Raw genomic sequence first — 18,686 nt, 5'->3', positions numbered from 1 at the left:
AATTAAGATATGTTATATCCGATTTTTGAATATTTAGACAAAGTGATGGATATCCCAGGAACGGGGGTTTTCAGGTATATCTCCTTTAGGGCTGGTATGGCGGCATTGCTGTCTCTGATAATAACCATCACTTTTGGGAAAAATATAATTGCCTGGATAAGGAAAAAGCAGATTGGAGAAACAGTTAGGGACCTAGGATTGGCCGGACAGTCAGAAAAGAAGGGTACACCTACAATGGGTGGATTGATGATTATTGCCGGTATCATTATTCCTACTCTACTCTTTGCCAATGTCAATAATGTGTATATCGTTCTTTTACTCATTACTACGGTATGGCTTGGTGGAATCGGCTTCATTGATGATTATATTAAAGTATTTAGAAAAAATAAAGAGGGACTTGCCGGAAGGTTCAAAATTGTAGGGCAGATAACTGTGGGGATAATCGTTGGAGCAACCTTATACTTTCACGAAGGAGTGGTGGTAAGAGAATTTACCAATCCCATTTCCATAGAAGAAGGAGTTGTGGAGACTCCTGCTTACAAGGATGTGAAAGTAGCTAAAACAACCATTCCATTCCTCAAAAACAATGAGCTCAATTATGAAAACTTTTTAGGTTTTCTTGGAGAGGACTTTACTTCTGTGCTCTATATTCTTTTTGTGATATTCATCATTACTGCCATTTCAAATGGAGCAAATATTACAGATGGTATCGATGGGTTGGCAGCAGGGACCTCAGCCATCATTGGCTTGGCCATTGCCATCTTTGCATACATTTCAGGTAATGCCATTTTCTCACAGTATTTGAATGTGTTTTTCATACCAAACTCTGCTGAGTTGGTGATTTTCTGTGCTGCATTTGTCGGGGCATGTGTGGGATTCCTTTGGTACAATGCCTACCCTGCTCAGGTTTTTATGGGTGATACTGGCAGTCTAATGCTTGGCGGAGTGATTGCTGTGCTTTCATTGGCTTTGAGAAAGGAATTATTACTGCCTGTGTTGTGCGGTATTTTTGTTATTGAAAACCTGTCGGTAATCATGCAGGTGAGTTATTTCAAATATACCAAAAAGAAATATGGGGAGGGTAGAAGGATATTCTTAATGTCTCCCTTACACCATCATTACCAGAAGAAAAATATCCATGAAGCTAAGATAGTGACCAGGTTTTGGATTGTAGGAATACTGTTGGCAATCATTACTTTGGCTACTTTGAAATTGAGATAAATGAGCAAAAAGTTATCCATATTGGGAGCAGGAGAAAGCGGGATAGGGGCAGCTTTGCTGGCCAGACAGATGGGCTATGCGGTATGGGTATCTGATATGGGTGCAATAAGTACTGCCAGAAAAGCAGTACTTGAAAAATCAGGAATTCCCTACGAGGAAGGAAAGCACAGTGAAGAGAGAATTCTTGATTCTGATGAGATTATCAAAAGCCCGGGTATTTCTTATAAAGTGCCAATAGTCAAGGCAGCTCTTGAGAAAGGTATCCCTGTGATTGATGAGCTTGAATTTGCTTTCCGCTATTCAAAGGGCAAAGTCATTGCGATAACCGGGACTAATGGTAAGACCACTACTACATTGCTCACCTATCATCTCCTTAAAAAAGGAGGGTTGAATGTTGGCCTCGCAGGTAATGTAGGTCAAAGCTGGGCAGGACAACTTACTGAAGGGGATAAAGATTGGTGGGTAATTGAGACAAGTAGTTTCCAGATCGACGGATTCGTGGAGTTCAGACCAGCTATTGCTATGTTGACCAATATTACTCCCGACCATTTGGATAGGTACGAATACCAGGTTGACAATTACATCCGGTCCAAAATGTCTCTTTTTAAAAATATGGAGGCAAATGAAGCAGCAATATTTTTTGCTGAGGATGAATTGACGGGAAGGGGCCGAGGATTGAAGCAGTTGAGGGCAAACGCATTTCCTGTATCTGTTAAAGAAATACAAGCTCAGGGTGGATATTTTGATGGGATTAAACTGGATGTAAGGGTAGCAGGAAGTCAATTGGAAATACAATCTGATGAAATCATCCTAAAAGGAAAGCATAATATGCTGAACAGCATGATGGCTGTTTTGGGAGCAATGTTGGCTGGAGTGAATGATAAAGCCATTAAGGAAGGATTAAAAGATTTCCAAAATGCAGCCCACCGTATGGAGCCAGTAACCAAAATTCAAGGAGTCAGCTTTGTCAATGATAGCAAGGGTACTAATGTTGATGCTACTTATTATGCATTGGAGAGCTATAAACAGCCATTGATTTGGATCGCAGGTGGGGTGGATAAAGGAAATGACTATTCGGTCCTTTACCCATTGGCCAAAGATAAAGTTAAAATGCTTATCTGTTTGGGAGTGGAAAATGATAAACTCAAAAAGGCATTTTCAGGAATTATTCCAGATATCAGAGAAACCCAAAATATCGCAGAAGCTGTAAGATGGGGATTGGAATTCGGAAAAGAAGGTGATGTGGTACTGCTCTCACCAGCATGTGCCAGCTTTGACCTTTTCAAGAATTATGAAGACAGAGGAGAGCAGTTCAAGAATGCAGTGAACCAATTGAAATTATCAGCAGTATGATGGCATCGTTCAAACAATGGATTGACAGAAACCTGAAAGGCGACCCGATTATTTGGGGAATAGTGATCCTTTTGGCGATCATCAGTATCCTAGTGGTGTATTCTGCTACAGGTTCTTTGGCATATAAAAAGACTGGAGGCAATACCGAAAAATACCTTCTTGATCATTCAATGATGGTATTTATGGGTTTGATAGTCATGTGGGTTGCTCACAAAATCCCCTATAAATATTATGGTCTGATTGGTAAATTCCTGCTTTTGATTTCTATACCATTATTGATCTTTACCTATGCATTTGGATCGACAGTGAATGATGCTAACCGATGGTTGACTATCCCAGGAATCAATAAAGCATTCCAGCCATCTGATATAGCAAAGTTGGCCTTGATAGCTACTTTGGCCAGTCTATTGGCCAAAAAACAAAAGAATATCGGCGATTTCAAAAAAGCATTTCTACCGATGATTGTGGTGATAGGACTGATTACGATGTTGATCGGATTTGCTAACATGTCTACAGCACTTTTGCTGTTCTCTACTTGCCTGCTGCTGATGTTTATAGGAAGGGTACCGGCAAAATTTATCATGGCGGTAATTCTGGTAGGGCTGGTTTTCCTTTCGGCATCAGTTTTCCTAGGGCAAAGGGGAGGAACCTTCTTCTCCAGGATTGAGAAGTTCGTGGCCACAGATGAAATTCCTTTTCAGGCTGAGCAGTCTTTTATAGCCATTTCGACGGGTGGTATTGCCGGTAAAGGACCCGGGAAGTCAGAGCAGCGTAATACTTTGCCCCATCCATATTCAGACTTTATTTATGCCATAATTATTGAGGAATATGGATTGATAGGAGGTGCTACAGTATTGTTCCTGTATTTGGCACTGCTCTACAGAGGAATGCGGATAGTGGCCAGTTCTACTAAACCATTTGGTGGTTTGTTATCCGCAGGCTTGAGCTTTGCTCTGGTACTACAGGCCATGGTCAATATGGCGGTTGCTGTAGGATTGGGACCGATTACTGGGTTGCCATTGCCATTACTGAGTATGGGGGGTACCTCATTGGTATTTACAGGATTTTCAGTAGGAATTATATTGAGTGTTTCCAGAGGAGATCATAGTGACTCAATGGAAGGATCAGGGGAAGAAAACAAACCTAGAAAAGCATTCCAAACTGTCTAAAAGGTGAAAGAGCAGAAGAAGACATATAGCATCATCATCAGCGGGGGAGGTACCGGAGGACATATTTATCCGGCCATTGCCATTGCCAATGCCTGGAGGGAGCTTCATCCTGAGGCTGAGATTCTATTTGTAGGTGCAGAGGGCAAAATGGAAATGACCAAAGTGCCTGAAGCAGGGTACGAAATCAAAGGATTGCCTGTAGCAGGTTTACAAAGAAGTTTGAGCCTTTCCAATCTCAGCTTTCCATTTAAACTTCTCAAAAGCCTGAGAATGGCAGGGGATATCATTAAGACTTTTGAACCAATAGCAGTAGTAGGTGTAGGTGGCTATGCCAGTGGGCCGGTATTGTATGCTTCTCAGAAAAAAGGAATTCCCACACTGATCCAGGAACAGAATTCTTATGCAGGCCTTACCAATAAGCTATTGGCAAAAAGGGCCAATAAGATATGTGTAGCTTACCCTGGGATGGAGAAGTTTTTTCCAAAAGACAAGATTAAGTACACTGGAAATCCAGTAAGGAAGGACATCCTTGACCTTTCCGGGAAAAGAGAAAAGGCATTGGAGCATTTTGGACTGGAAAGTGACAGAAAGACTGTTCTGGTATTGGGAGGAAGCTTAGGTGCAAGGACCATAAATAGGGCTGTTCTAGCTGACATGAAGGCATTTGAAGATGAGGGTTATCAGCTATTGTGGCAAAGTGGTAAATTCTACTTTGAGGATATGGATGAAAAAGTCAAAATCTCAGCCTTGAAACATATACATGTCAAAGAATTTATCAAAGAAATGGACCTGGCTTATGCAGTAGCAGACCTAATTGTGTCAAGGGCCGGGGCATTATCTGTTTCAGAATTGAGTTTGGTAGGTAAACCTGTTGTATTTATCCCATCCCCAAATGTAGCAGAAGATCATCAGACCAAAAATGCGATGGCCTTTGTTATGGAGAATGCTGCAATTATGCTCAAAGATGCTGAAGCCATAGGTAAGTTGAAAGAAACAATAGATCCCTTGTTTGCTGATAAAAATAAAGCAGCGACTATGGGGGAAAACATAAAAAAATTAGCAAAGCCGAATGCGGCAATAGAAATTATTCAGGAATTGGAAAGCATGATCTCATGAATCTGAAATCCTTACATAGCGTCCATTTCTTAGGTATCGGTGGTATCGGTATGAGCGCTTTGGCCAGGTGGTTTAACCATATCGGAGTCAAAGTAAGCGGCTATGACCGTACGCCATCACCTCTGACTGCTGAATTAGAGGCAGAAGGAATGGTTATTTCCTATTTGGACAATATGCAAACAGTGCCTGATAAGGTGCTTCAGGATTCAAAAAATTCTCTGATAGTTTGGACGCCGGCAATTCCCAAAGATTCTGTGCAGTTGAATTATTTCAAGGACCACGGCTTCAGGCTTAAAAAGAGGGCAGAGGTTTTGGGAATGATTACCTCTGGGATGCGGACAATCGCAGTGGCAGGAACACACGGAAAGACGACTACTTCTTCCATGATTGCACATCTTCTTAAGTCAGGAGGTAAAAATATTGCGGCTTTCCTTGGCGGACTGACCCAAAATTACAACAGTAACTTGATCCTTCATGATGAGGAAGGTGATCAAGCTTCCGTAGTGGTAGAGGCAGATGAGTTTGATAGATCCTTTCTTCATCTCTATCCAGATGTGGCTGTAGTTACAAGTGCTGATCCTGACCACTTGGATATTTATGGTGATGATACAAATATGATGGAAGGATTTAGGGCTTTTATATCCTTGCTACCTAATGGAGGGCACCTTTATATCCATTACAAAGCTTTTGAAAAGTTAGGGATTTCTGAGGCCAAACCTTGGAAGACCATCATCTACGGAAAAGATAAAGGAGAAGTTAGGGCTGAAAATATTGTGGCAATGCCTGGGGCTTTCCACTTTGATTATGTGAGTTCTGAGGCCAAAATAGAAGATTTAGAGTTAAAAATGCCCGGTTTTCACAATGTGGAAAATGCTTTGGCAGCCATCTCCATAGCTTTGGATTATGGCTTAACAAAGTCAGAAATCCGTAAAGGGCTTTCCAGCTTTAAAGGGGTAAAGAGAAGATTTGAGATTTGGATTCAGGAAGAGGATAGGGTATTCATTGATGATTATGCCCATCATCCTGAAGAGATTAGGGCCTTCTTGAGTTCTGTTAAAGCCATGTACCCGGATAAAAAGTTGACAGCGGTATTTCAACCTCATCTTTTTACAAGGACTAGAGATTTTGCTAAAGGGTTTTCGGAAAGTCTATCCCTTGCAGATGAAGTCATATTGCTGGATATCTATCCAGCTAGGGAACTCCCCTTAGAGGGAGTTACGGCATCCATGCTGATGGATGATATTCAATCTCCACGAAAGTCTCTTAAGACCAAAGAAGGGCTTTTGGATTACCTGAAGCAGGCCAAGATTGAGGTTTTGGTGACTATAGGTGCCGGAGACATAGATAGGTTGGTAGCACCCATTGTAAACTGGATGAAGCAACATGAAAATCAGGTTTAAAAAAGGCTTTTTGTTCTTTGTGCTCATGCTGATCCTGGTGGTGTTTATCGGGTTTATTGAGAATAAAAGTGCAGGTAGAAGGCTTGCTGGAGTGGAGGTTTATGTAAAAAGTGTCAGCGATGTGTATTTCGTAGATGAAAAGGATATCCTTCAGACTATAAAGTCTGAGTTTCCACTTCTTGAACCGGGTACAACATTGGCTGAAATCAACCTTTACAACATTGAAAAAAAGGTGGAGAGTCATCCCTTTGTTAAGAATGCGGAAGTATTCAGTGACCAAAAGGGCAATTTAAAGGTGGTAATTGAACAGCATGTTCCAATTGCAAGGATCAGTAGGCCCAGGGCAGCAGATGGTTATGTGTCCACAGAAGGTATCATCCTCCCTACTTCCAGTAAGTATACCTCCAGGGTTCTGATTTTATATGGGAACTATGCTGAGAGTTTGCTGAATAAAGAAAACCTGGAAGAAGCGGCTCCTGAAATGATGGAACTCATCCGGTTCATCCATAAGGATCCATTTTGGAAAGCTCAGATTACTGAATTGGAGATACCCAGAAAAGGAGATATAAGATTGCACCAGCAGGTTGGCAAGCAGGTTATTGAATTTGGAGATGCCACCGAGATTGAAGACAAGTTCAAAAAGATAAGCCTCTTTTATGAGGAAATATTACCTAAAAAAGGGTGGAATACTTACAGCAGAGTAAACATAAAATATAAAGGCCAGATTGTTTGTGAATAATTGATGATGCTATGGAAAACGACAAATTTATTGTAGGACTTGACATTGGTACAACCAAAATCTGCGCGGTGGTAGGCCGCAAGAATGAATTTGGAAAGCTTGAAGTTTTGGGTATGGGTAAGGCGGTTTCCGACGGGGTGATCCGTGGAATTGTCACCAATATCGATAAGACTGTCAATGCGATTCAAAAGGCAGTTTCTGATGCTTCCGATATGGCGGAAGTTGACATTGCCAATGTGATCGTGGGAATTGCGGGTCAGCACATCAAAAGTACGGTACAGCACGGCTCTATTATCAGAAAGTCCAACCAGGATGAAATCACCATCGAGGATGTGAGGCGTCTTGCCAATGATATGGAGAACATTGTCGTGCCTCCTGGTAATACCATCATCCATGTTATGCCTCAGGATTATACGGTGGATTATGAAGACGGTATCAAAGATCCAGTTGGGATGTCCGGTTCCAAACTGGAAGCGGATTTCCATATCATCACCGCACAAACCACGGCCATCAACAATATCAATAGATGTGTAAAGAGAGCCAATCTGGTTTCCAAGGACCTGATTCTTGAACCTTTGGCAAGTTCACTTTCTGTACTCAGCGAAGAGGATAAAGAAGCTGGGGTATGTCTGGTAGATATAGGAGGAGGAACTACGGATATTGCGATATTTTATGATAACATTATAAGACATACTGCTGTGATTCCTTTGGGGGGCAACATCATCACCTCAGATATCAAAGAAGGATGCATGGTACTTCACAATCAGGCCGAACTGCTCAAGACCAAATTTGGCAGAGCTATAGCTGAAGAGGCCAATCCAAATGAAATTGTTTCCATCCCTGGCCTGAGAAATAGGCCGCCAAAAGAAATTTCTATCAAAAACCTGGCTGCAATCATTCAGGCAAGGATGGAAGAGATCATCGAACATGTACAAAATGAACTGGTTGCCAGTGGGCATTATAAGAAATTGGCAGGAGGAATCGTGTTGACAGGTGGTGGGGCATTGCTTTCCGGCGTGGCCCAACTCTTTGAGTACATGACCGGATTGGATACGCGTATCGGCTATCCAAACGAGCACTTGGGCAAATGTAAAATTGATGAGATCAAAAGTCCAATGTATGCCACTTCAGTAGGCTTGGTACTTGCTGGGTTCAAATCCTTTGACGAAAGAGAAGAGACTTACAGAAAGCGTTACGAAAATGAAACTGTGGCCAGACCGGAAAATAGGATGAAAACCAATGACTTGGCATCCAATATTTTCACCAAAATGAGAGTAAAACTAAAAGATATCATCACTAGTGATATCCAAGAAGATAATAATTACTAGGGCTTATCATACCGGGGAGATGAAGGGCCTTGCCTTTCATTTCCCTTCTTACTGATTTTAAACGAAAATTCATTCACCAACATATTTTAAACGTCAGATAACATGAAAGATTACCAATTTGACTTACCCAAAAACCACAAATCAATCATCAAGGTGATTGGAGTGGGAGGAGGTGGTTCCAATGCTGTGAACCACATGTACAATATGGGCATCAAGGATGTCGAGTTTGTGGTTGTAAATACCGATGCCCAGGCATTGAAGAGCAGTCCAGTTCCATTGAAGCTTCAACTTGGCGCCAACCTCACCGAAGGCTTGGGTGCTGGAGCGAATCCTGAAAAAGGAAGAAGTGCTGCGCTGGAAAGCAAAGAAGATATCAGAACCTTATTGTCCGATAACACCAAAATGGTGTTTATCACTGCTGGAATGGGGGGCGGAACAGGTACTGGAGCTGCCCCTGTGATTGCTAAAATTGCAAAGGACATGGATATCCTTACTGTAGGTATTGTCACTGCACCATTTGTATTCGAGGGAAGAAAAAAAATGCAGGCAGCACAGCAAGGCATAGAAGCTTTAAAAGAAACCTGCGATACAGTATTGGTCATTCTGAACGATAAATTAAGAGAAATTTATGGGAACTTGGCCATACGTTCAGCATTTGCCAAAGCAGATAATGTATTGACCACTGCTGCAAAATCAATCGCTGAAATCATCACTGTACACCAAGATGTGAATGTGGATTTTGAAGATGTGAAGACCGTCATGAAAGATGCCGGTGCTGCAGTAATGGGATCTGCAACTGAAGAAGGTGATGGAAGAGCCATAAGAGCAGCAGAAAAAGCCATCGCTTCTCCACTGCTCAACAATGTGGATATCAAGGGTGCTCAGAAAATTTTGCTTTCCATTATGTCTGGGGAAGAAGATGAATTGTCAATGGACGAATTGAGCGAAATTACAGAATACATTCAGGAAAGAGCAGGCGATAGTGCTGATGTGATCTTTGGACAAGGAATTGATCAAGAACTTGGTAAAGGCATTAGAGTAACAGTTATCGCTACTGGCTTTGAAATGGGCAAACTTAGTGAAGTGATGCCAAGCAAAGAAACTGAAGTAAAAGTTGAACAGGTGAGTTCTATTGGAGAGCAGGAATCTATAAAAAAAGTAATTGACCTGGAATCAGGCAAAACTTCCAAAGTGGATGAGGATGCATTGGCAGGAGCAGGTCAGACTTTTACCTTCACATTCCAGAAGCCTATCTTCACTCCGGCCAATGAAGAAAAAAAATCAGAAGAGTTTTCCCAGCCCACTTTCGAAGAGAAAAAAGTTGAACCGGTCAGCAAAGTAATTGACTTCGAGGAGGAAGATCCAGAGGAAAGTGAATTCGAATTTGTACCTGCTGCTTCCGAAACCAAAAAAGTGGTTTTTGAGCTTCCTTCTGAAAGAGAAGAAAGGCCTGTATTTCCAACTGCAGAAGAAAAGAAAGAAGAAACACCTGCCCATTATAGCAATGACTATTATGAGCAGTTGAGACAAAAAGCCATTCAGAAAGCTTATGAGCGTTTTGAACGCCTTAAAAACCTGAAGTCTTACAACCAAAATCCAGAAGAGTTCAAGGATAAACTGGAAGTGCCGGCTTATGTCCGTAAGCAAGTCAAATTATCTGATGTGCAGCACAGCTCTGAAAGAAGCATCTCCAGGTTCAACCTGACGGATGAAAATGAGTTCTTAAAGAATAATAGGTTCTTACATGATAATGTTGATTAACTTAGAAGTTAATCAACATTTCCGCCTGGGACTGAAGTAATTCCATGTACAGCCTGTTGGTGAGCAGGTTATCTGACATATGCTCCTCAATTTTAGCCAGTTTAATTTTGAGGGCAAGTACATGCATCCCAAGGTAATGGAAGATGTCGGTGAGGTGGCTCAAAGCGATGCCACCCCCGCCTATTCCAGAAGATATTCCCACTAATGCACATTTTTTGTTCCTAAAGGAATTGGGGTAAGTCATCCCGTCAATAAATGCCTTAAGGACTCCAGGAAATGAGCCATTGTATTCCGGCACAATAAAAACAAACTTGTCTCCTGATTTCACTTTTTCATGAAAAGCATTGTATTGTTCATTCTTTCCATTCTTATCGTACAATGCTGAAAAAACAAAGTCATGTGGCAAATCCTTTAAGTTAAGGATTTCGGATTCAGTGCCTTTTTGAGTCAGTATGTCCTGATAAAGTTGAGCTATAATTAGTGAAATGGAGTTTTTTCTATTGGTACCTACAATAATTTTGATCATAAAACCGGGTGTCAGATTGTATGTTGCTTAATACAATCTCAAAAGTCAATTAGTTTCCAATTTGTTCAAAATTTATGGTCAAAAAAGCTTAATTGCTTACCTTGGTCAAAATTTTAGGACAATGAATGACGCATCCAATATTTCATACACTGATAAAATTAATTTTGCTTTAGATTACATCCGACAAAAATTCAATGCGCCTTTGGATGTTGGCATTATCCTAGGTACAGGTCTTGGTCAGTTGATCAATAACATCGAAATTGAATTGGAGATTTCCTATCAGGAGATTCCGTATTTTCCTGTTTCCACTGTAGAAAGTCATAAAGGGAAACTCATTATTGGCAAGCTCTCAGGTAAATCTGTTGTAGCCATGCAAGGCAGATTCCATTATTATGAGGGCTATTCAATGAAAGAAGTGACTTTTCCTGTTAGAGTGATGAAAAAGCTGGGTATCCAATACCTTTTTGTTTCCAATGCAGCAGGGGGACTTAATCCGGATTTTGGAATTGGGGATATGATGATCATCAATGACCATATCGATCTTTTTCCTGAAAATCCCCTGAGAGGTAAAAACCTAGATGAATTTGGGGTAAGATTTCCCGACATGTCTGAGCCCTATGATCTTTCTTTAATACAAAAGGCTTTGAAGATTGCTGAAGCTAACCAAATCCATGTTCATCAGGGAGTTTATGCTGCTGTTCAAGGGCCCAACTTAGAGACCAAAGCAGAATACAATTATTTAAGGGTAATAGGAGGTGACGCCATTGGGATGAGTACCATTCCGGAAGTGATAGTGGCCAGACATATGGATATTCCAGTTTTTGCCATATCAGCCATTACGGACCTTTGCTCCCCTGGCAATATCAAAAAAGTCAGGATAGAAGAAGTCCTTGCCGCCGCTGCCAAAGCAGAACCAGGCATGAGTTTGATAATCCGTGAATTGGTCAAGTTAGTGTAAAAGGGGAGTGCTGAAGTTTTGAATTAATTGTTTCATAGATTAAGTTTTAAAGCTTAAGGTTTCGACAACATACAATAGCCCATAAAAACAACATGGTACTTTGTACACAGTACTTTGTACAATTAAATTTATGCTAAAAGAAGCTGCGCAATATTTGAAAGACCAAGTCTCATTTGCACCTGAAACTGGAATAATCTTAGGGTCGGGACTTGGTGGCCTTACCAAAGAGATAGACATACTTCATATAATTCCATATGCCCAAATTCCAGGCTTTCCTGTTTCTACTGTTGAAGGCCATTCAGGAGAATTGGTTTTTGGGTATTTGGAGGGCAAAAAAGTCGTGGCCATGAATGGCCGCTTTCATTATTATGAAGGTTATGGTATGGAAAAGGTAATATTTCCACTTCGGGTCCTGAGGTTGTTGGGGCTCGAAAGGTTAATTGTTACCAATGCTGCGGGAGGTTTGAACCCTGATTTTGAGGCAGGTGATATTATGCTTATTGAGGATATTATCAGTTTGCTTCCTGATAATCCCTTAAGAGGTAAAAACCCGGATGAATTTGGACCAAGATTCCCTGATATGTCTGAACCCCTTGATCTTGGTTGGTCCCAAAAAGCATTTGAGTTGGCTCAATCATGGAATATGCCCCTAAGAAAGGGTGTATATGTAGGTGTACAAGGCCCTAAATTGGAGACAAAATCAGAAATCCGTTACATGCGCATTATTGGTGCTGATGCGGTGGGAATGAGTACGGTTCCGGAGATCATTGCCGCCCATCATATGGGGATACAGGTCATTGCTTTTTCGGTAATCACCAATGAGAGCATTCCAAAAGTCGCCAAGGAATTTACCCACGAAGAAGTAGTGGCTGTAGCCAATCAGGCAGGTGAAAAATTGGTGAAGTTGGTGAAGGGAATTGTTTAAAACATAATAAGATAGGAGGTGACTTTACTGACCACCTCACATAATCAAGAGGTTTAAATCTTTCTCCCTATATAAAATACATAGCCATAATATTCCTTGTATTGGGAATAAAACCGGATTTCTTTTTTGATCTCAGCGATAAGTCCCTCGGCGGTGGGGTTACCTTTGTGCTTATTTAAAAAATCCTCTATTATTTTGGCTTGAGGGACATAGTAATTGTCTGTCCAGCAGTTCTCAGGTAGTATAAAAACCGCCACAGGAATGTAGCCGGCATTTTGGAGCTGGGCAACTTTTTTGGGGATCATGTCAATTTCAGGATAGGCCATATCCCAAAAATCCTGAATTTCTTTTGGTCTTCTATCGGTAAACCAGGAAGCCTCAGTCACTGCAATGTAGCCTCCTATTTTCAAAAATTTCTTCCACTCTTTTAGCCCTTTCTCAAAACCGATATTATAAATGGCTCCTTCTGACCAGATCAGGTCCAATTCTTCCTCCTGAAAGGGAAGGTTTTCCATAGATCCCTGTATGCCTTTTATCCTATCCTGTAAGTTGAGCTGAGTTGCAAGGGCATTCAATTTATCAATAAATTTTGGGAACAAATCTATAGCAGTGATTTGTCCCGGTACATGTTGAGCCAAGACCATGGTCTGACCTCCGGTTCCAGAACCAATATCTGCAATCTTTGAGGTAGGGCTCAGGTTGTCGACAAAGCTTATGGCCTTGATAGTGACTTCAGGACTACCCGGACCTTGTCTTTCAAATTGAGAAAAATAATCACTGATCAAATCAAAATCGAAGTCATGGATATTTTTGTTTTCTTCTGTCATAGGACTGTTTAGCGAATAAAATTGAAATCACAACTTTCTAATCACCCGGCTGGGGCTTCCCAATGCAAGACTATTATCGGGTATGTCTTTGGTTACAAGGGAACCTGCTCCTATGGTCACATTATTTCCAATAGTGACTCCAGGCATAATCAAGGTATTGCCTCCAATCCATACATTATCACCTATATGTACAGGTTTGGTCTGGGTAAGATACCGCTCTTCAGGATCAGCAATAATTCTTTCATTGGCTGCTAAAGGGTGGGTGGCCGTATAGATCTGTACATTGGGGCCAATTAATCCATTCTTTCCAATGCTGATGATGTTGTCATCTAACAACAGGCAATTGAAATTCAGGAAGGTGTTATTTCCTAGCCTGATATTTTCACCGTAATCGCAATAAAAAGGTGCTTCGATCCAGACTCCTTCACCAACTTCGCCCAACAACTCAGTGAGTATTTCAGATTTTCTTTTGAGATTTCTGGAACTCATCTGATTGAATTCCAACAGAAGGGATCTGGCAAAATGATACCTTTCTAATAGTTCAGGATCCCTGCTATTGTATAATTCTCCGGCAAGCATTTTTTCTTTCTCAGTTCTGATCATCATAAATCTGGTTAGGGATCAAAAAAAAAGTTCTTCCAGGATATTCCTGAAAGAACTTATACAGAGTGGGTTATTTTAGACTGTCATGATTTCTGCCTCTTTTTTGGTCAGCAGCTCATCAATTTTGGCAGAATATTGATCAGTATACTTTTGAACCACATCTTCAGCCCTTTTGACCTCATCTTCAGGTGCTCCGTCTTTTTGGAGTTTCTTAAGGGAGTCATTGATGTCTTTTCTTACTGTCCTGATCGATACTTTTCCGGTTTCACATTCCTGCTTGGATTGTTTTACCAGGTTTTTTCTTCGTTCTTCTGTTAATGGGGGGATAGTAAGGATTACCATTTCACCATTATTCTGAGGAGCTAGGCCAAGATCAGAGTTAATAATAGCACGCTCAATTTCAGAAATAAGGTTCCTTTCCCAAGGTTTGATGGCTAAAGTCCTGGCATCAGGAGTGGTGACAGAAGCTACTTGTTGAAGGGGAGTAGGGGATCCATAATAAGGCACCATGATTCCGTCCAACATATTAGGCATAGCCTTACCGGCTCTGATTTTCACCAATTCTGCCGCAGTATGATCTACTGCTTTTTGCATCATCTCTTTGGCTTCGTCCAGGAATAATTGAATCTCTTCCATGTGTTACTGGATTATTTTGAAGTTATTAAAGTTCCTATATCCTCACCGGCTACTATCTTTTGTAGGTTGCCCGGCTTATTCATGTCAAATACTACAATAGGCAGGTTGTTTTCCTGACACAATGTAAACGCTGTCATGTCCATGATGTTCAGGTTTTTTTCATATGCTTCCTGAAAAGACAGCTGGGTATACTTGGTAGCGGTTTTGTCTTTTTCCGGATCAGCTGTATAAACCCCATCTACCCTTGTGCCTTTCAAAACCACATCAGCTTCTATTTCAATGGCCCTCAAAGAAGCTGTAGAATCGGTGGTGAAGTAAGGATTGCCAATACCTGCTCCAAAAATAACAATTCTTCCTTTCTCAAGGTGTCTGATGGCCCTTCTTCGGATGAATGGCTCACAAACACTTTCTACCTTGATGCCGGACATCAAGCGGGTAAACATACCGTTTTGTTCAAGGGCACTTTGAAGGGCCATGGCATTGATCAAAGTAGCCAACATGCCCATATAATCCCCCTGAACGCGGTCAATACCTGTTTTTTCCGCCTGTACTCCTCTGAAAATATTACCACCCCCAATGACGATGGCGATTTCTACACCTAAGTCTTTTACTTTTTTGATTTCCAGTGCATATTGTTCCAGTCTGTTGGGATCAATACCGTAGTTTTTTTCGCCCATCAGCGCCTCGCCGCTCAGTTTGAGTAATATTCTGTTGTATTTCATTTTAGAATTAAGAATTTGAAAAAGGAGTTGGGATTGATCTTGTGATTTGATAAACCCGACAAATATAACTGCTTCATCAAGAAATCTGAAAAGGCAGTCCTTAAAATTGGATCAATACCTGATTTTTTTCTACGCTTTCTCCCTTTTTGATTTTGATGGTTCTGATAGTTCCATCTCCAGGGGACTTCAAGATATTTTCCATTTTCATTGCTTCCAAGATCAGAACCGGATCTCCCTTTTTTACTACATCACCTTCCTGAACCTTGATGTCGAAAATCAGGCCGGGCATAGGTGCTTTGATGTCTTTGGCGGAGTTTTGTTGTTGCATGTTCATACCAAGCTTCTCTAGGAGGATATCAAATTTGTCCTTCAGTGTGAGTTCGCAAGGCTTATTGTTCAGTTTAAGTTTGATGGTTTTGTTTTCCTGATCCACCTGCACCACTTCAAGGTTAAAAGACTTGCCGTTCTGAAGAACATGATAGTGCCTTTCCCTGACTTTTGAGATGCTCCAATCTTGGATTTTTCCGTTAACCAGAAATTGCTCCTTAGACTTTTCTACCTCAAAGACTGAATTTTTAATGCTTACTGAATACATTTCTATTATTTTGCGCTAAGATATATGATAAATCTTTAAAAACCATTTTCATGAGATTCTGGAAGTCTAAACTTAGTTTGATCCTTATATGGCTTATTTTTTGGTCCTGCCAAAGCACCAAAACCACAATTATAGAAAGTAAATTATCCACAGAGGCGGACGATTCTGTGGCGGAGTTTGAACTTAAAAATAAACAACAGGAATTGATTGGAGTGCTGGAAAATAAGATTTCAGCATACAGAGAGACCAGAAGGAGAGATTTTGATCTATTGCATACCTTTCTTGACCTTTCTTTTGATTATGAAAATGAATGGGTTTATGGACTGGCAGAACTAACATTGAAGCCCTATTTTTTTTCGCAGAATGAACTTGTTTTAGATGCCAAGGATTTTGAAATCCATAATGCATGGAGGGTTAATGCCAAAGAGGATGATGCGCTGAATTTTCGGTACAACGGAAAGCAGATTACACTATATCTGCCGGAGACTTTGACGAGGGAAGACACCATAAAAGTAAAAATTAAATATACTGCCCGGCCCAATGAAAATGCCGGGGGGGGAAGTAGAGCAATCACAGATACAAAGGGTCTTTATTTTATCAATCCAAGAGGAGAAGAAAAAAATAAGCCTATCCAAATTTGGACGCAAGGGGAGACCGAACACAATTCAAAATGGTTTCCTACCATAGACTCCCCCAATGAAAGGGCTACGCAAGAAATAAAGCTAACTGTTGATGAAAAGTACCGCACTTTGAGCAATGGTGTATTGCAATCAAGTAAATCAAACGGGGATGGCACAAGAACAGATCATTGGCTGATGGATCTTCCCCATGCTCCTTATCTAGCGGCTGTCATTGTAGGGGATTTTGCCGAAATAAAGGATACCTGGAAAGACATGCAGGTCAATTATTATGTGGAAAAAGAATTTGAAGAAGGAGCAAAAAAGGTATTTGGAAACACTCCTGAAATGATCGGGTTTTTCTCAGAGTTATTGGGAGTGAAATATCCCTGGCAAAGGTATGATCAGGTGGTGATCAGAGACTTCGTATCAGGTGCAATGGAAAATACTACAATTTCAGTATTTATGGAAGAGCTAAACCTCAATGAAAGAGAGGCCATAGATTCCGAATGGGATGGTATTATCGCCCATGAGCTTTTCCATCAATGGTTTGGCAATTATGTCACCAATGAATCCTGGGCCAATCTCACTTTAAATGAAGCATTTGCCAATTATTCTGAGTACCTCTGGTATGAGTACAAAAACGGTAAAGATGATGCAGATATGCATCATGTGGCAGAAATGGAAGAATACCTGGAAGAATCCAGAGAGAAGAAGGTGGATCTCATCCGGTTTTATCATGACAATGGGGAAGACATGTTTGACAGCCACTCTTATGCCAAAGGTGGTAGGATATTGCATATGCTCAGGAGACATCTTGGAGATGAGGCATTTTTCACCTCTTTGAATCATTACCTGAACAAACATGCTTTCAGTTCGGTGGAAGTTCATGATTTGAGGTTGGCATTTGAAGAGGTTACAGGGAAGGATCTGAATTGGTTTTTTAATCAGTGGTTTTTGCAATCCGGTCATCCCGTATTGGAATATGAAGTCGATTACAGCCAAGCAGACAATCTTCTGCTTACTGTTGCCCAACGTCAGGACCTGAGCAGTGCACCATTATATAAGCTGCCTTTTAAAGTGAGTTGGTACCAAGAAGGCGTGCGCTTCGAAAAGGAATTGATTTTGGAAAAGGCCTGGCAGCAATTTGCAATAGAAAATGGGTCGCCGGTGACAACGCTCTTTGTGGATGAGGCGGCTGAAATTCTAGCTGAGAAAATTTCTTACAGGGGAAAGCAACATTTCATCAATCAATATAGAATTTCGGATTTGGGACTTGCCCGTTATGAGGCATTGGATAGCCTGGCGAGTATGTTTGCAGATGATAGGGATGTTGCCGAATTGATGGGTAAAGGTTTGGAAGATGAATTTTGGGCCATTAGGGAACTATCAATCATGAAAATCGCCCAACACCCGGAGTGGTTGCTTTTTATAGATAATCTGGAAGAAAAGTTGTTTGAAATTGCGGATAAAGACCCCAAGAACACTGTAAGGTTGGGTGCTGTCGAATTACTTGCCTTAATTGATGGAGAGAAATATTCCCCTTCCTTTTTAAGATGGATGAACCATCCTTCTTACTATGTAGCGGGGACAGCATTGGGGGCTTATTTAAATACGGAAGAAAACATGAACAGAGAGGAAGTTGCTGCACGATTCATGGAAGAAAAAAACATCCGAATGATAGTAGCACTAGCAGAGTATTTTATAGGTGAGGGTGTCTCTGGAAAGGGAGATTGGTTCCACGAGAAGTTGGAGCAAATTAAAGGTCAGTCGCTTTATTATTATCTGGGATATTACGGTGATTATTTTACCAAACTACCTGGTGAAGGGGCAGAAATTGCAATAGACAACCTGGCTTGTTTGGCAGAAAGTCATAGGGCAAATTATGTGCGCATAGCAGCATATATGGGGCTTTTTGGTTTTGTGGACGCCGAGGGAGTTTTGGAAAGGGCAAGGGGAATTTGGCTAAAGGAAGAGGATGTAATTGCCAAAAGATACATGGAATTTTTCCTATCTTCCTATATGGATGAAAATTAATTCCTTGATTTTTATGTGATTAAATGGTAGTCAAAAAAAATCCAATGAAAATTTTTACCATAATTTTGAATGTTTACGAAAAGGGTATAATTTTGCCATCCGTTAAGAATACTAAAAGCTGCTAGCGCTTCAGATTCTTAGCAAAAAAACAGT

Annotated in this window: 17 protein-coding genes; 11 read left to right on the top strand and 6 right to left on the bottom strand. The window is 40.9% G+C overall.

Translation table 11 applies throughout. From position 1 onward, the window contains the following. Positions 1 to 9 precede the first annotated feature (9 nt). From mraY to ftsZ, 8 genes are all read left to right on the top strand, one after another. On the top strand, positions 10 to 1,221 hold the full coding sequence (mraY, locus tag CLV48_RS07560; RefSeq protein WP_106566674.1) for a phospho-N-acetylmuramoyl-pentapeptide-transferase: 1,212 nt from the start codon (positions 10 to 12) through the stop codon (positions 1,219 to 1,221). After that, a complete protein-coding gene (murD, locus tag CLV48_RS07555) occupies positions 1,222 to 2,574 on the top strand; it encodes a UDP-N-acetylmuramoyl-L-alanine--D-glutamate ligase (RefSeq protein ID WP_106566673.1) in 1,353 nt (450 codons plus the stop codon). Beyond that, entirely contained in the window at positions 2,574 to 3,743 is a 1,170-nt protein-coding gene (locus tag CLV48_RS07550) for an FtsW/RodA/SpoVE family cell cycle protein (protein WP_414734315.1), read from the top strand. The genes murD and CLV48_RS07550 overlap by 1 nt, the downstream gene beginning before the upstream one ends. Before the next feature lie 3 nt (positions 3,744 to 3,746). Then, positions 3,747 to 4,859: an undecaprenyldiphospho-muramoylpentapeptide beta-N-acetylglucosaminyltransferase gene (gene murG, locus CLV48_RS07545; protein WP_106566671.1), complete on the top strand. Its 1,113-nt coding sequence runs from the start codon at positions 3,747 to 3,749 to the stop codon at positions 4,857 to 4,859. After that, a complete protein-coding gene (gene murC, locus CLV48_RS07540; protein ID WP_106566670.1) occupies positions 4,856 to 6,259 on the top strand; it encodes a UDP-N-acetylmuramate--L-alanine ligase in 1,404 nt (467 codons plus the stop codon). Before murG ends, murC begins: the two co-directional genes overlap by 4 nt. Then, the gene (locus tag CLV48_RS07535; RefSeq protein ID WP_106566669.1) at positions 6,243 to 6,998 is read left to right on the top strand and encodes a cell division protein FtsQ/DivIB; all 756 of its coding nucleotides are present in this window, start codon (positions 6,243 to 6,245) and stop codon (positions 6,996 to 6,998) included. Before murC ends, CLV48_RS07535 begins: the two co-directional genes overlap by 17 nt. Before the next feature lie 11 nt (positions 6,999 to 7,009). Beyond that, entirely contained in the window at positions 7,010 to 8,326 is a 1,317-nt protein-coding gene (gene ftsA, locus CLV48_RS07530; protein ID WP_106566668.1) for a cell division protein FtsA, read from the top strand. 102 nt (positions 8,327 to 8,428) lie between these two features. Further along, on the top strand, positions 8,429 to 10,087 hold the full coding sequence (gene ftsZ, locus CLV48_RS07525; protein ID WP_106566667.1) for a cell division protein FtsZ: 1,659 nt from the start codon (positions 8,429 to 8,431) through the stop codon (positions 10,085 to 10,087). Between the two features lies 1 nt (position 10,088). On the opposite strand, the gene CLV48_RS07520 is transcribed toward ftsZ, so the two are convergent. Further along, positions 10,089 to 10,613 carry an NADPH-dependent FMN reductase gene (locus tag CLV48_RS07520; RefSeq protein ID WP_106566666.1) on the bottom strand — a complete coding sequence of 175 codons (525 nt, stop codon included), beginning with the start codon at positions 10,611 to 10,613 and terminating at the stop codon, positions 10,089 to 10,091. 121 nt (positions 10,614 to 10,734) lie between these two features. Here CLV48_RS07520 and CLV48_RS07515 point away from each other — a divergent pair, with 121 nt between their 5' ends. Both CLV48_RS07515 and CLV48_RS07510 read left to right on the top strand, forming a co-directional pair. Next, complete coding sequence (locus CLV48_RS07515; RefSeq protein ID WP_106566665.1) at positions 10,735 to 11,571, top strand: purine-nucleoside phosphorylase; 837 nt, start codon at positions 10,735 to 10,737, stop codon at positions 11,569 to 11,571. A 130-nt stretch (positions 11,572 to 11,701) separates the two neighbouring features. Further along, positions 11,702 to 12,496: a purine-nucleoside phosphorylase gene (locus CLV48_RS07510; protein WP_106566664.1), complete on the top strand. Its 795-nt coding sequence runs from the start codon at positions 11,702 to 11,704 to the stop codon at positions 12,494 to 12,496. 53 nt (positions 12,497 to 12,549) lie between these two features. Here the strand turns inward: CLV48_RS07510 and CLV48_RS07505 are convergent, their stop codons facing one another. The 5 genes from CLV48_RS07505 to CLV48_RS07485 form a co-directional block, all read right to left on the bottom strand. After that, on the bottom strand, positions 12,550 to 13,323 hold the full coding sequence (locus CLV48_RS07505) for a class I SAM-dependent methyltransferase (RefSeq protein WP_106566663.1): 774 nt from the start codon (positions 13,321 to 13,323) through the stop codon (positions 12,550 to 12,552). A gap of 27 nt (positions 13,324 to 13,350) precedes the next feature. Beyond that, complete coding sequence (locus tag CLV48_RS07500; RefSeq protein WP_281261104.1) at positions 13,351 to 13,929, bottom strand: sugar O-acetyltransferase; 579 nt, start codon at positions 13,927 to 13,929, stop codon at positions 13,351 to 13,353. Between the two features lie 72 nt (positions 13,930 to 14,001). After that, positions 14,002 to 14,562, bottom strand: a complete 561-nt coding sequence (frr, locus tag CLV48_RS07495) for a ribosome recycling factor (RefSeq protein WP_106566662.1) — start codon at positions 14,560 to 14,562, stop codon at positions 14,002 to 14,004. Positions 14,563 to 14,573: 11 nt separating this feature from the next. After that, positions 14,574 to 15,284: a UMP kinase gene (pyrH, locus tag CLV48_RS07490; RefSeq protein ID WP_106566661.1), complete on the bottom strand. Its 711-nt coding sequence runs from the start codon at positions 15,282 to 15,284 to the stop codon at positions 14,574 to 14,576. A 100-nt stretch (positions 15,285 to 15,384) separates the two neighbouring features. Next, the gene (locus CLV48_RS07485; RefSeq protein ID WP_106566660.1) at positions 15,385 to 15,879 is read right to left on the bottom strand and encodes an acyl-CoA carboxylase biotin carboxyl carrier protein subunit; all 495 of its coding nucleotides are present in this window, start codon (positions 15,877 to 15,879) and stop codon (positions 15,385 to 15,387) included. Between the two features lie 50 nt (positions 15,880 to 15,929). On the opposite strand from CLV48_RS07485, the gene CLV48_RS07480 reads away from it, so the two are divergent. Then, a complete protein-coding gene (locus CLV48_RS07480; protein ID WP_106566659.1) occupies positions 15,930 to 18,533 on the top strand; it encodes a M1 family metallopeptidase in 2,604 nt (867 codons plus the stop codon). Positions 18,534 to 18,686: the final 153 nt, after the last annotated feature.

Origin of the sequence: Cecembia rubra, from assembly GCF_003014575.1 — a bacterium.
Classification (GTDB): domain Bacteria; phylum Bacteroidota; class Bacteroidia; order Cytophagales; family Cyclobacteriaceae; genus Cecembia_A; species Cecembia_A rubra.
This window is presented reverse-complemented; position numbering and strand designations above follow the sequence as displayed.

Excerpts from the sequence above, each read along its gene's own strand:
- CLV48_RS07515 (WP_106566665.1), top strand. The coding sequence starts at position 10,735 with ATGAATGACGCATCCAATATTTCATACACTGATAAAATTAATTTTGCT.
- ftsZ (WP_106566667.1), top strand. The coding sequence starts at position 8,429 with ATGAAAGATTACCAATTTGACTTACCCAAAAACCACAAATCAATCATC.
- CLV48_RS07505 (WP_106566663.1), bottom strand. The coding sequence starts at position 13,323 with ATGACAGAAGAAAACAAAAATATCCATGACTTCGATTTTGATTTGATC.
- pyrH (WP_106566661.1), bottom strand. The coding sequence starts at position 15,284 with ATGAAATACAACAGAATATTACTCAAACTGAGCGGCGAGGCGCTGATG.
- CLV48_RS07485 (WP_106566660.1), bottom strand. The coding sequence starts at position 15,879 with ATGTATTCAGTAAGCATTAAAAATTCAGTCTTTGAGGTAGAAAAGTCT.
- CLV48_RS07520 (WP_106566666.1), bottom strand. The coding sequence starts at position 10,613 with ATGATCAAAATTATTGTAGGTACCAATAGAAAAAACTCCATTTCACTA.
- CLV48_RS07535 (WP_106566669.1), top strand. The coding sequence starts at position 6,243 with ATGAAAATCAGGTTTAAAAAAGGCTTTTTGTTCTTTGTGCTCATGCTG.
- murC (WP_106566670.1), top strand. The coding sequence starts at position 4,856 with ATGAATCTGAAATCCTTACATAGCGTCCATTTCTTAGGTATCGGTGGT.
- murD (WP_106566673.1), top strand. The coding sequence starts at position 1,222 with ATGAGCAAAAAGTTATCCATATTGGGAGCAGGAGAAAGCGGGATAGGG.
- CLV48_RS07480 (WP_106566659.1), top strand. The coding sequence starts at position 15,930 with ATGAGATTCTGGAAGTCTAAACTTAGTTTGATCCTTATATGGCTTATT.
- ftsA (WP_106566668.1), top strand. The coding sequence starts at position 7,010 with ATGGAAAACGACAAATTTATTGTAGGACTTGACATTGGTACAACCAAA.
- frr (WP_106566662.1), bottom strand. The coding sequence starts at position 14,562 with ATGGAAGAGATTCAATTATTCCTGGACGAAGCCAAAGAGATGATGCAA.
- mraY (WP_106566674.1), top strand. The coding sequence starts at position 10 with ATGTTATATCCGATTTTTGAATATTTAGACAAAGTGATGGATATCCCA.
- CLV48_RS07510 (WP_106566664.1), top strand. The coding sequence starts at position 11,702 with ATGCTAAAAGAAGCTGCGCAATATTTGAAAGACCAAGTCTCATTTGCA.
- CLV48_RS07550 (WP_414734315.1), top strand. The coding sequence starts at position 2,574 with ATGGCATCGTTCAAACAATGGATTGACAGAAACCTGAAAGGCGACCCG.
- CLV48_RS07500 (WP_281261104.1), bottom strand. The coding sequence starts at position 13,929 with ATGATGATCAGAACTGAGAAAGAAAAAATGCTTGCCGGAGAATTATAC.